Source organism: Nocardia seriolae NBRC 15557 (assembly GCF_007990715.1).
Taxonomy (GTDB): domain Bacteria; phylum Actinomycetota; class Actinomycetes; order Mycobacteriales; family Mycobacteriaceae; genus Nocardia; species Nocardia seriolae.
Map to the genome: position 1 here is coordinate 26,911 of NZ_BJWY01000003.1, position 12,087 is coordinate 38,997.

At 68.0% G+C, this 12,087-nt stretch carries 8 protein-coding genes; 3 read left to right on the forward strand and 5 right to left on the reverse strand.

Features of this window, described 5'->3' with window-relative positions; translation table 11 throughout:
- Positions 1-56 precede the first annotated feature (56 nt).
- Together NS2_RS01265 and NS2_RS01270 are read left to right on the forward strand one after the other, a co-directional pair.
- Positions 57-260: a hypothetical protein gene (locus NS2_RS01265; protein WP_033085218.1), complete on the forward strand. Its 204-nt coding sequence runs from the start codon at positions 57-59 to the stop codon at positions 258-260.
- Positions 261-320: 60 nt separating this feature from the next.
- Positions 321-935, forward strand: coding sequence for a histidine phosphatase family protein (locus NS2_RS01270; RefSeq protein ID WP_033085217.1), 615 nt, complete (start codon positions 321-323; stop codon positions 933-935).
- 72 nt (positions 936-1,007) lie between these two features.
- Here the strand turns inward: NS2_RS01270 and NS2_RS01275 are convergent, their stop codons facing one another.
- The 3 genes from NS2_RS01275 to NS2_RS01285 all read right to left on the reverse strand — a co-directional run bounded on the left by NS2_RS01275 (position 1,008) and on the right by NS2_RS01285 (position 3,930).
- Positions 1,008-1,859 (reverse strand): cutinase family protein, encoded by an 852-nt coding sequence (locus NS2_RS01275; RefSeq protein ID WP_228102570.1) that lies wholly within the window; start codon positions 1,857-1,859, stop codon positions 1,008-1,010.
- Between the two features lie 310 nt (positions 1,860-2,169).
- A complete protein-coding gene (locus NS2_RS01280; RefSeq protein ID WP_033085216.1) occupies positions 2,170-3,183 on the reverse strand; it encodes an alpha/beta hydrolase in 1,014 nt (337 codons plus the stop codon).
- Between the two features lie 42 nt (positions 3,184-3,225).
- A complete protein-coding gene (locus tag NS2_RS01285) occupies positions 3,226-3,930 on the reverse strand; it encodes a hypothetical protein (protein ID WP_033085215.1) in 705 nt (234 codons plus the stop codon).
- A gap of 206 nt (positions 3,931-4,136) precedes the next feature.
- Here NS2_RS01285 and NS2_RS01290 point away from each other — a divergent pair, with 206 nt between their 5' ends.
- Positions 4,137-5,753 (forward strand): cellulase family glycosylhydrolase, encoded by a 1,617-nt coding sequence (locus NS2_RS01290; RefSeq protein ID WP_045435904.1) that lies wholly within the window; start codon positions 4,137-4,139, stop codon positions 5,751-5,753.
- An 83-nt stretch (positions 5,754-5,836) separates the two neighbouring features.
- Here the strand turns inward: NS2_RS01290 and NS2_RS01295 are convergent, their stop codons facing one another.
- Positions 5,837-7,306 carry a glutamate synthase subunit beta gene (locus NS2_RS01295; protein ID WP_033085214.1) on the reverse strand — a complete coding sequence of 490 codons (1,470 nt, stop codon included), beginning with the start codon at positions 7,304-7,306 and terminating at the stop codon, positions 5,837-5,839.
- Positions 7,307-7,377: 71 nt separating this feature from the next.
- Positions 7,378-12,051 carry a glutamate synthase large subunit gene (gltB, locus tag NS2_RS01300; RefSeq protein ID WP_052085930.1) on the reverse strand — a complete coding sequence of 1,558 codons (4,674 nt, stop codon included), beginning with the start codon at positions 12,049-12,051 and terminating at the stop codon, positions 7,378-7,380.
- Positions 12,052-12,087 lie beyond the last annotated feature (36 nt).

Genomic DNA, 12,087 nt, shown 5'->3' on the forward strand with positions numbered 1-12,087 from the left:
GCCCGGGGCGGGCCACCGCTCGACCGATCGGGGTTCGCATGCACTACGTAGATCTCATGACTCAGGCCACCCTGCTGGACCACCACGTGTGGACCCGCCCGGACACCTGGAACGCCGCACTCGAGAACACCGCCGCGCGGCGCAGCAGCGGTCGGCGCAGCATGGGCTTCTGGGGTTTCTCCGCGATCTGCTGCATCGGCATCATCGCGCTCGTGCTCGGCGGCATCTACCTGATGACCAACCGGCGCAAGAACCAGTAGCGCACCGGAACCGCGCCACCCGCCCGGCGAACTGAGGGCGGGGTACGGCAGAGTGGGGATGTGCAGTTGATCCTCGTCCGCCATGCCCAGCCGGAACGCCTGCTGGAATCCTCCGGCCCGGCCGACCCGGATCTCACCGCCGTCGGCGTCGAGCAGGCGGGCCGGGTACCGGCCGCGCTGGCCCCGCACCGGATCGCCCGCGTGGTGAGCAGTCCGCAGTTGCGGGCGCGCGAGACCGCCCGGCCCACCGCCGAGAAGCTCGGGCTGGACATCGAAATCCTGGACGGGCTCGCCGAATACGATCGCGACCTGCCGATGTACATCCCCATCGAGGACGCCCAGCAGGAATTCCGCGAGACCTACGAGCGCATCAAGGCCGGGTACCTGCCCGAGCAGATCGACGGCGACGCCTTCGTCCGCCGGGTGCTCGCGGCCGTCGACGGCATCGTGGCGGCCGCCGAACACACCGACACCGTGGTCGTTTTCGCGCACGGCGGCGTGATCAACGTGCTGTTGCAGCAGGTGCTGGGCCTGGCCCGCCCGCTCACCTTCCCCATCGACTACTGCTCGATCACCCGAATCCTGTACTCGCGCACCGGCGGCCGCACCGTGGCCACCGTCAACGAGAACGGGCACGTCTGGGACCTGCTGCCGCGCACCCGCCCGCGCCCCTGAGCGCGCCCGCGCTTCCGCAAATGAAGAAGGCCGCCCCCATTGCGGGAGCGGCCTTTTCGGTGTCCGGAAGCGCTACGCGTTGGTCGCGATCCAGTTGTGCATCCAGGTGATGGCGGTCTGGCCGCCGCCGACGCCGTAGCTGCCGTAGCTGGTGTGGGTGCCGCTGCGGTAGAACTGCTCGAGCTCGTGCGCGTACTCGCTGTCGGTGCCCTCGGCCAGCTGCGCCTGCAGGGTCGGCAGCCCGCCCTGGGCCATCAGGTCGTTGATGATCGACCCGAGCTGGAGCTGGGTCTGCCAGGGGTTGAAGTTGTTCGGGTTGCTCGCCTGCGCCAGGAAACCGGCGAATCGGGTGACGAAGTCGGTCTGCTCGGTGGAGCAGTACAGGTCGCCGATGGCGCACACGGTGCGCACCTTGTCGCTGACCCAGCCGAAGCCGCCGACGCGCGGGCCGCCCGCGCCCGCGCCCGGCGCGAGCGGGCCGACCTGGGCGTCGCCGGGCGAACGGCTCGGATCGGAGATGAGTGCCACGGCCGCAATGCGATCCGGCGGCACCACACCGTGGCCCGAACCGATCTCGGCGGCGAGATCGCCGGCCGCGTCCGCGCCCTGGCTGTAGCCGGTGATGGCGATCTTGGTTCCGGCGCACCGGGCACCCATGGCCTGGACCAGGCCGCGGGCATTGTCGACGGCTTCCTTCTTGGAGGCGGCGTAGACGTCGCCCTCCCACGGGAAGGCGGTGGCCGCGTAGGTCACGTAGTCGACCTCGCCGGGCAAGCCATTGGTTACCCCGGAAAGCATGCCGGGCTTGGGATCCTTGTCGTGACCGGTCTCCCAGGTGCCGGGGACGGCCACCGTGTAGAGACTCGGGCACCCCGCGCCGGGGTCGGCCGTAACGGGACCGCTGCCCAGGACGATTCCCGACATGAGCACGCTCGCTGCTGCCCCCGCAGCCGCGACAACATTCTTCAACCGCATACTGCTCCAGTTCACGCTTGTGCCGGGACTACTTGCCCGTCCCGATTCCCGATGATGGTGCGTTCGCCGGATGACACTCCGGTGCACTCCGGGTTAACCCAAGTAACCGCCCCGTATGAGTTGTCCGAAACAGACCGCTTGACGAGATCAGCGACACACCGCCGACAAGCATAAAGGGGGCTATTCAGCCGTGCCACGCGAGTTGGCGAAGTCGTCCGATTTCCGGTCGGAAGTCGGTCTTCGAGCCAACTTCTGGCACTCATCCCTGTAACGCCGCCTCGAGCATGGGCCAGGACCGGTGCAGCGCGTCCTGCCAGTACCGCCAGGAATGCGTTCCGGCGGGCCGGAATTCGACCTGGGCCGGGATGCCGAGCTGGCCCAGGCGATCGGCGAGCCGGTGCGTGCAGCCGTTGGTGACGGCCTCGATGGTGCCGCCCAGAATGAGCTGATCGGCCAGCGTGAAGGGTCGGCCGCCGACCGACGGCGAATCCAGGGTGTCGAGTTCGCCGGGCAGGCCGGTCGCGTTCGAGATGTAGAGCGCCTTGCCGCGCAGCCCCTCGGCATTGAGCACCGCGTCGTGCTCCTGCCAGGCCGGGTCGTCCGGTTCGCCCCACATATTGCGCATATCCGCGTCCCCGCGATCCAGCACGAGCTTGATGTACTGGCGGCTGTTCTGATCGGCGGTGGTGGCACAGCCGCTGTAGGAGGCGACGGCGCGGTACAGATCCGGCGCGTGGATCGCCAGATCCAAGGCGGCGCTCGCGGACATCGAGACGCCCGCAATGGCGTTCACACCCGAGGTGTGCAGTACCGAATCGATGATCGGGGGCAGTTCGGAAGTGAGAAAGGTCTGCCATTTGACGCGGCCGAGTTTCGGATCGTCGCGTTCCCAATCGGTGTAATACGAGAATTTACCGCCGACCGGCGATACCACATTCACGTTCTTGTCGGAGAAGAATTGCACGATATCGGTCTGCCGATACCAGGTGGCCGAATCCTCGCCGCCGCCCGCGCCATTGAGCAGATAGAGCGTGGGGCGCGGCGCGCTGTTGTCGAGCGGGGTGAGCACCTGCACGGTGATCTCCCGATCCATGGCCGCCGAATAGACCGTGATCTGTTCCTGCCGCTGCCCGGGCCGATCGAGCGAAACCAGGTGCGCCCCGGCGGAATCCGCCGTGGCCGTACCGATGGCACCGGGCGCCGCCGACCAGGCGGGCGCGAGCGCGAAGCCCGCGATCGCCGCGAGTGCCAGTAATTTCCGCGGTGTGCGCATCGGTACGGAGGTTCCTATCGATCGAATCGGCCCGGTGCTGAATCAGCTGCCGATGTACTTGCGGATCGCGTCCGACAGGATCGTGCTCAGCGAACCGGTCGAGCTCAGCTGGCCGTCGGCGGAACCGAGCCCGTTGTTGCCGAGGCTGCCCAGCAGGTCCTCACCGGCGGTGTTGGCACGCGCGGTGAAACACGCTGTCAGGTTGGGCATCTCGTTGCTGACGCCGACCGTGCCCGCGACCCCGACGCCACCGCTGGTGACGTGCTGACCGGCCGAGAGGTTGGTCGGGACCGGGTAGGTGATGGTGTAGGTCAGCGGGTTGCCGGAGTTCACGAACCAGCCCGGGTTGGTGACCTTCCAGCCGCCGGCGTTGGGCTCGGGGGTGACGTCCTCGGTGCGCTGGCCGCCCACCACGTGGAAGGCGGTGACGGTGGCCTTGGTGGGCGCGGCGAATCCGCTCGGCGGGAAGTCGGTGATGGTGTTGACGTACGGGTTGCCGATGCCGGTGGTGCCGATGACGATCTTGTAGGTCACGGTGGTGCCGACGCCGATCGAGTCCAGATTGGCGGACTTGTCGTAGGTCATGGTGATGCCCAGCGTGCTGACGTCCTTCTTCTCGGCATGCGAGCTGATGGCGCAGGTCGTATCCGCTGACGCGATTCCGGTCTCCAGCGTGGTGACGCTCAGGCCCGCGGAAACCATTGCGGCGGCACTGATGATCGCGGCCGCGCGGCGGTTACGGAACATATTCTTCCTCCAAGTGTCCCGGCGATATGCCGAGACCGATCCAGACTTACCGAGCGCTGCGGACGACTCGGAGGTGGTTTCCACACGAGGATCAAGTAAACAGGTATAACTGGTCCCTTGTCCAGCATTCTCCGATACCTTCGTCACAGCAACTGACTAGAGAACATTTCAGAAAATTCGGATCGGCACAACCCCCGAGAATCCCAATGACGCAAACTGTCTCGCGCTGGCGGCGTGCCCTCACCGGCGCCGCCGTCACGGCCATCACCGCACTGGCAGCCACCCCGGCCGCCCAGGCCGCACCGGCCCCGGAATCCCCCGCACCCCAGGTCGCCCACCCGCTGCACGCCCGCGCGGGCGCGGACGCCCGCATCGTCGACGACCAGGACCGCACCGTGATCCTGCACGGCGCCAATGTGAACGGGCTCGGCGAGTACTACCGGGAATGGCCCGACCTGCCGTCCACCGAAACCCTCACCGAGGACGACTTCGCCCGCCTGTCCGCCCTCGGCGCGAACGTCGTGCGCCTGATCATCAGCTGGTCCGCGCTGGAACCGACCCGCGGCGTCATCGACCAGGGCTACCTCGACCGCGTCGAACGCGCGGTCGGCTGGGCGCGAGCGCACGACATCTACGTGCTGCTCGACATGCACCAGGACGCCTGGGGTCCCGCGGTGAACACGCCCGACGGCGTCTACTGCCCGCCCTTCACCCAGCCCTCCGTCGGCTGGGACGGCGCACCCGCCTGGGCCACCGCATTCGTCGGCACCAGCGCCACCTGCCGCATCGGCATGCGCGAACTCTCGGTGGCGGTGCAGACCTCGTTCCAGAACTTCTACCTCGACGTCAATGGCGTCCAGTCTGAACTGGTGCAAACCTGGGCGGCCGTGGCGGCCCGCTTCGCCGCCGACCCGACGGTGGTCGGTTACGACCTGCTCAACGAGCCCAATCCCGGCCTGCTGGTCGGCGTCGACGACTACGCCCTGCTCGGCGGCTACTACCAGCGCGCCATCGCGGCCATCCGCGCGGCGGAAAACCGCGCGCCGCAGGGCTTTCGGCACATCGTCTTCTTCGAGCCCTCGGTGATCACCGGCCCGCTGCCGGTGCCCGGCCCGCTGCCGATCTTCACCGGCGGCAGCGGATCCGCGGGCAGCAGTTCGGGTTCCGGCACCGGTTCGAGTTCCGGCAGCGGTTCCGGTTCCGGCACGGGCTCGACCGGTGACGAGAACATGGTCTACGCGCCACACGAATACAACGAATCCATCAGCATCCTGCCCGGCTCCCTGGCCGACGGATTCGGCGCCACCGCCACCGCCGCCCGCGACTACGGCACCACCTTCTTCAACGGTGAATGGGGATTCTGGGACCAGGATCCGGCCGTGGCCGCCGACAAGGCCCGCCGCTACGCCCGATTGGAAGACGACTACCTGGTGGGCGGCACCTACTGGCAATGGCGGCAGGCCTGCGGTGACCCGCACGCCATCCAGACCCGCCACACCCGCCCGAACTGCTCCGGACCGCAGAACGACCTGGCGGACAATGCGATCGTGCAGCCGACGCTCTCCCGCGCCTACCCGCGCGCCGTGCCCGGCCGGCTGACCGCCATCCACTCCGATATCCCGTCCGGCACGCTGACGGTGACCGGCCGCGCCGACCGCGCCGGGCAGACGGCCGACCTGTGGGTGCCCGAACGGTGCGCGAATCCCCGTGTCACCGGCTCGAATACCGCCGGCGCCGGGGTGCTCGCGGTCGGCGGCGGCCACCGGGTCACCGCCACGATCACCGCGGCCGGGGACTACTCCGTCCAGATCACCTGCGGCTGAACTGCTTATACGAACAAAGGGCGCTCCCGGACCGAAGTCCGGGAGCGCCCTTCAGGTTTCGGCTCAGCGCCGAACGATCATGCTCAGCGCTGGGCGACCATGGTCGGGGTGATCGGCGACGGCAGCGCGGTCTCACCCTCCAGGTACTTGTCCACCGCGGCGGCCGCGGCGCGACCCTCGGCGATGGCCCACACGATCAGCGACTGACCGCGGCCCATGTCACCGGCGACGAAGACGCCGGGAACCGTGGTGGCCCAGTCCTTGTCGCGCATGACATTGCCGCGCTGGTCGTAGCCCACGCCCAGGCCCTCGAGCAGACCGTTCTTCTGCGGTCCGACAAAGCCCATGGCCAGCAGCACCAGATCGGCCTCGAGGGTGAAGTCGGTGCCCTCGACCTTCTCGAAGCGGCCGTTGACCATCTTCACCTCGTGCGCCTGCAGCCCGGTGACCTTGCCGTCGGCACCGATGAAACGCTCGGTGTTGACGGAGAACACGCGCTCGCCGCCCTCCTCGTGAGCCGAGGAGACGCGGTACATCAGCGGGTAGGTCGGCCACGGGGTCGAGGCGGCGCGCTCTTCCGGCGGACGCGGCATGATCTCGAACTGGTGGATCGACTCCGCGCCCTGACGGTGCGAGGTGCCCAGGCAGTCCGCACCGGTGTCACCGCCACCGATGATGACGACCTTCTTGCCGCGCGCGTTGATGCGCGGCAGGCCGTTCTCGTCGGTGATCTGGTCGCCCAGCTGCACCCGGTTGGCCAGCGGCAAGAACTCCATGGCCTGGTGGATGCCGTCCAGGTCGCGACCCGGGATCGGCAGGTCACGCGCGATGGTCGCGCCACCGGCCAGGACGACCGCGTCGAACTGCTCGCGCAGCTGCTCGGCGGTGATGTCCACGCCCACGTTCACACCGGCCTTGAAGATGGTGCCCTCGGCCTCCATCTGCGCGAGACGGCGGTCGATGAAGCGCTTCTCCATCTTGAATTCCGGGATGCCGTAGCGCATCAGGCCACCGATGCGGTCGTCACGCTCGAACACCGTCACGGTGTGGCCCGCGCGGGTCAGCTGCTGCGCGGCGGCCAGACCGGCCGGGCCGGAACCGACCACGGCAATGCGCTTGCCGGTCAGGCGGGTCGGGTAGACCGGGGTCACCCAGCCCTCGTCGAAACCGTTCTCGATGATCTCGACCTCGACCTGCTTGATGGTCACCGGATCCTGGTTGATGCCCAGGACGCAGGACGCCTCGCACGGAGCCGGGCACAGGCGGCCGGTGAACTCCGGGAAGTTGTTGGTCGCGTGCAGGCGGTCGAAGCCTTCCTTCCACGCGCCCTTGTACACCAGGTCGTTCCACTCGGGAATCAGGTTCCCGAGCGGGCAGCCGTTGTGGCAGAACGGAATACCACAGTCCATGCAGCGGCTGGCCTGGCGCTGGAGGGTCTCGTGGGAGAACTTCTCCTCGTAGACCTCTTTCCAGTCGAGCAGGCGAAGCGGAACCGGACGGCGCTTCGGCAGTTCCCGGCTGGTGTGCTTCAGGAAGCCTTGTGCGTCACCCATTTACGAACTCCTGACTACAGCGCTGCGCGCGCGGAAAAACAGAGGTGCAGCGTCGCACCGAGTAGGTGAGGTCAGCCACGAGCCGCCTCCATGATGGCTTCGTCCACGTTCCGGCCGGCCTTCTCGGCCTCGGAGATGGCGAGCAGGACCTTCTTGTAGTCGCGCGGCATGACCTTCACGAACTTGGTCACCTGCTGCGCCCAGTCGCCCAGGATGCGTTCCGCGACGGCCGAACCGGTCTCGGCGCGGTGCTCGGAGACAATGTCCTTCAGCGTCTGCGCGTCCTCGGCCGAGAGCTGCTCGAGGTCGACCAGCTCGGTGTTGAGGTTGGCCTCGAAGGTGCCGTTCGGGTTGTACACGTAGGCGATACCGCCCGACATGCCCGCGCCGAAGTTGCGTCCGGTCTCACCGAGGATGACCACGCGGCCACCGGTCATGTACTCGCAGGCGTGGTCTCCCACACCCTCGACCACCGCGGTGGCGCCCGAGTTGCGGACACCGAAGCGCTCGCCCGCGACACCGCGGATGAAGGCCTGGCCCGAGGTCGCGCCGAACAGGATCACGTTGCCCGCGATGATGTTCTGCTCCGCCACGTACTCGGCGGGCGCGTCGGCCGACGGGCGCACGATGATGCGACCGCCCGAAAGGCCCTTGCCCACATAGTCGTTGGCGTCGCCGGAGACCCGCAGGGTGATACCGGCCGGGACGAACGCACCGAACGAGTTACCGGCGGAACCGGTGAACGTGATGTCGATGGTGTTGTCCGGCAGGCCGACTCCGCCGTAGAGCTTGGTGACCTCGTGGCCGAGCATGGTGCCGACCGTGCGGTTCACGTTGGTGATCTTGGTTTCGATCTGGACCGGCTTGCCCCGCTCGAGCGCGTCCGCGGCCTCGGCGATGAGCTGGTTGTCCAGCGCCTTGTCCAGACCGTGGTCCTGGCCCTTGGTGTTGCGGCGGTCCTGGAACATGAACGCCGTCTCGACATTGTCGAGAATGGGCGACAGATCCAGCTTGGCGGCCTTCCAGTGCGACGTGGCGGCGGTGGTGTCGAGCAGGTCGACCCGGCCGATCGCCTCGTCGAGAGTCCGCAGACCCAGCGACGCCAGCAGCTCGCGGACTTCCTCGGCGATGTAGAGCATGAAGTTCTCGACGAACTCCGGCTTGCCGGTGAAACGCTCACGCAGCACAGGGTTCTGGGTGGCGACGCCGACCGGGCAGGTGTCGAGGTGGCACACGCGCATCATGATGCAGCCCGAGACCACCAGCGGAGCGGTCGCGAAACCGTACTCCTCGGCGCCCAGCAGCGCGGCGATCATGACGTCGCGGCCGGTCTTCATCTGACCGTCCACCTGCACCACGATGCGGTCGCGCAGGCCGTTGAGCAGCAGGGTCTGCTGGGTCTCGGCCAGGCCGAGCTCCCAGGGGCCGCCCGCGTGCTTGAGCGAGGTCAGCGGCGAGGCGCCGGTGCCACCGTCGTGGCCCGAGATCAGCACCACGTCGGCGTGCGCCTTGGAGACACCCGCGGCGACGGTGCCGACGCCCGGCTCCGCGACAAGTTTCACGTGAATCCGCGCCTGCGGGTTCGCGTTCTTCAGGTCGTGGATCAGCTGCGCCAGATCCTCGATCGAGTAGATGTCGTGGTGCGGCGGCGGCGAGATCAGGCCGACGCCCGGCGTCGAGTGCCGGACCTCGGCGACCCACGGGTACACCTTGTGGGCCGGAAGCTGGCCGCCCTCACCGGGCTTCGCGCCCTGCGCCATCTTGATCTGGATGTCGGTGCAGTTGGTCAGGTAGTGCGCGGTCACGCCGAAGCGACCCGAGGCCACCTGCTTGATCGCGGACCGACGCCAGTCGCCGTTCTCCTCCGGCTCGAAGCGAGCCGGGTGCTCGCCGCCCTCACCCGAGTTCGAGCGAGCGCCCAGGCGGTTCATGGCGATGGCCAGGGTCTCGTGCGCCTCGGCCGAGATGGAGCCGTAGCTCATCGCGCCGGTCGAGAAGCGCTTCACGATCTCCGCCGCCGACTCGACCTCGTCGATCGAAATCGGGTTGCGGCCTTCGCTCTTGAACTTGAACAGGCCACGCAGCGAGGCGAGGCGCTCGGACTGGTCGTCGACCAGCTTGGTGTACTCCTTGAAGACCTTGTACTGGCCCGAGCGGGTGGCGTGCTGCAGCTTGAATACCGTGTCCGGGTTGAACAGGTGGTACTCGCCCTCACGCCGCCACTGGTACTCGCCGCCGACCTTGAGCTCGCGGTGCGCGCGCTCATTGCGGTTCTCCAGGAACGCGATCCGGTGCCGCTGCGCGACCTCGTCCGCGATGTCGTCCAGGCCGATGCCGTTCAGCGGCGAGCGCAGCCCGGTGAAGTACTCGTCGACGAGCTCCTGCGCCAGGCCGACGACCTGGAACAGCTGCGCGCCACGGTAGGAGGCGATGGTGGAGATGCCCATCTTGGACATCACCTTCAAAACGCCCTTACCGGCGGCCTTGTTGTAGTTGTAGACGGCCTTCTTGAAGTCGGCGGCGTGATCGCCGGTGCTGCCCGGCATCTTCAGCGCGCCGCGCTCGAGCATGTCCTCGAGCGACTCGAAGGCCATGTACGGGTTGATGGCCGCCGCGCCGAAGCCGACCAGCATGGCCATGTGGTGCACCTCGCGGGCGTCACCGGCCTCGATGACCAGGCCGACCTTGGTGCGGGTGCGCTCCCGGACCAGGTGGTGGTGCACCGCGGCGGTCAACAGCAGCGACGGGATCGGGGCCAGCTTCTCGTTGGACTCGCGGTCGGACAGCACGATGATGCGCGCACCGCCGTCGATGGCCGCCGAGACCTGACGCTGCACGGCCTCGATCGCCTTGCGAAGTCCCTTGCCGCCCTTCTGGACCGGGTACAGGCCGTGGACCACGACCGAACGCAGGTTCGGGTGCGAGCCGTCGTCATTGATGTGGACCAGCTTGGACAGCTCGTCGTTGTCCAGGATCGGCTGGGTCAGGGTGATCTGCCGGCAGGACTCCGCGCCCGGGTTCAGCAGGTCGGCCTCGGGGCCGACCATGCTGCGCAGGGAGGTGACCACCTCTTCGCGGATGGCGTCCAGCGGCGGGTTGGTGACCTGCGCGAACAGCTGCGAGAAGTAGTCGAACAGCAGCCGCGGACGGGCCGACAGCACCGCGATCGGGGTGTCGGTGCCCATCGAGCCGAGCGCCTCGCCACCGGTCTGCGCCATCGGCGAGACCAGCAGGTTCAGTTCCTCGGTGGTGTATCCGAAGATCTGCTGGCGGATCAGCACGCGGTCGTGCGACATGTGCACGTGCGGGCGGTCGGGCAGGTCGCTCAGCTTGGTCGGGCCCTCGTCCAGCCACTGCTGGTACGGGAACTCGGCGGCCAGCGAGGACTTGACCTCGTCGTCGGAGATGATGCGGCCCTGCGAGGTGTCGACCAGGAACATGTGGCCGGGCTGCAGGCGCTTCTTGTAGACGACCTTGGCCGGGTCGATGTCGAGCACGCCGACCTCGGAGGCCAGCACCACCAGACCGTCGTCGGTGACCCAGATGCGGCCGGGGCGCAGACCGTTTCGGTCCAGCACCGCGCCGACGACGGTGCCGTCGGTGAAGCACACCGAGGCCGGGCCGTCCCAGGGCTCCATGAGGAAGGAGTGGTAGCGGTAGAACGCGCGCTGCTCCGGGGTCATGGACTCGTGGCGCTCCCACGCCTCCGGAATCATCATGAGCACGGCGTGCGGCAGGCTGCGGCCGCCCAGGTGCAGCAGCTCGAGCACCTCGTCGAAGCGCGCGGTGTCCGACGCGCCCGGGGTACAGACCGGGAAGATCTTCTCCAGGCGGTTGTTGCCCTCGTGGTCGGTGCCGAACACATTGGAGTTCAGCAGCGCCTCGCGCGCCCGCATCCAGTTCTCGTTGCCGGAGACGGTGTTGATCTCACCGTTGTGGGCGACGCGCCGGAAGGGGTGCGCCAGCGGCCACGACGGGAAGGTGTTGGTGGAGAAGCGCGAGTGCACGATGCCCAGCGCGGACTCGACCCGGTCGTCCTGCAGGTCCAGGTAGAACGCCCGCAGCTGCGGGGTGGTGAACATGCCTTTGTAGACGAAGGTCTCGCCGGACAGCGACGGGAAGTAGACCGACTCCTTGCCGGTCGCGCCCTCGCCCGCGCCCGCCTTGCCGAGCTCGTGCTCGATGCGCTTGCGGATGACGTAGGCGCGGCGCTCCAGGTCCATGCCGGAGAGCTGCTCGGCACTGCCCTTGGGCGAGGCGATGAAGATCTGACGGAAGGTCGGCATGGCGTCGCGCGACAGCGCGCCCAGCGAGGACTCGTCGATCGGGACCTCGCGCCAGCCGAGGACCTCGAGGCCCTCCTCGCGCACGATCTTCTCGACGCCGTACCCGGCCCGGGCGGCCTCGCGGCGGGCCTGCGGGAGGAACGCGATACCCGTGGCGTACGAACCTTCGGCGGGGAGCTCGAAGTCGACGATCGCACGGAAGAACTTGTCCGGGAGCTGGATCAGGATGCCCGCGCCGTCACCCGAGTTGGGTTCGGCGCCGGCGGCACCACGGTGCTCCAGGTTCAGCAATGCCGTAATAGCCTTGTCGACGATGTCGCGGCTGCGGCGGCCGTGCATGTCGACGACGAATGCGACGCCACACGCGTCGTGCTCGTTCGCCGGGTCATAGAGCCCGATGGGGCCGTGCCCGTAACCGGCACCGCCGGTGGGGGACCCGTGGCCAGGAAGTTGCGTCATGCCTCTGCCTTCACAAAAACAGGCCTTCGAAGAAAA

Excerpts from the sequence above, each read along its gene's own strand:
- NS2_RS01265 (WP_033085218.1), top strand. The coding sequence starts at position 57 with ATGACTCAGGCCACCCTGCTGGACCACCACGTGTGGACCCGCCCGGAC.
- NS2_RS01275 (WP_228102570.1), bottom strand. The coding sequence starts at position 1,859 with ATGTCGGGAATCGTCCTGGGCAGCGGTCCCGTTACGGCCGACCCCGGC.
- NS2_RS01280 (WP_033085216.1), bottom strand. The coding sequence starts at position 3,183 with ATGCGCACACCGCGGAAATTACTGGCACTCGCGGCGATCGCGGGCTTC.
- NS2_RS01285 (WP_033085215.1), bottom strand. The coding sequence starts at position 3,930 with ATGTTCCGTAACCGCCGCGCGGCCGCGATCATCAGTGCCGCCGCAATG.
- NS2_RS01290 (WP_045435904.1), top strand. The coding sequence starts at position 4,137 with ATGACGCAAACTGTCTCGCGCTGGCGGCGTGCCCTCACCGGCGCCGCC.
- NS2_RS01295 (WP_033085214.1), bottom strand. The coding sequence starts at position 7,306 with ATGGGTGACGCACAAGGCTTCCTGAAGCACACCAGCCGGGAACTGCCG.
- gltB (WP_052085930.1), bottom strand. The coding sequence starts at position 12,051 with ATGACGCAACTTCCTGGCCACGGGTCCCCCACCGGCGGTGCCGGTTAC.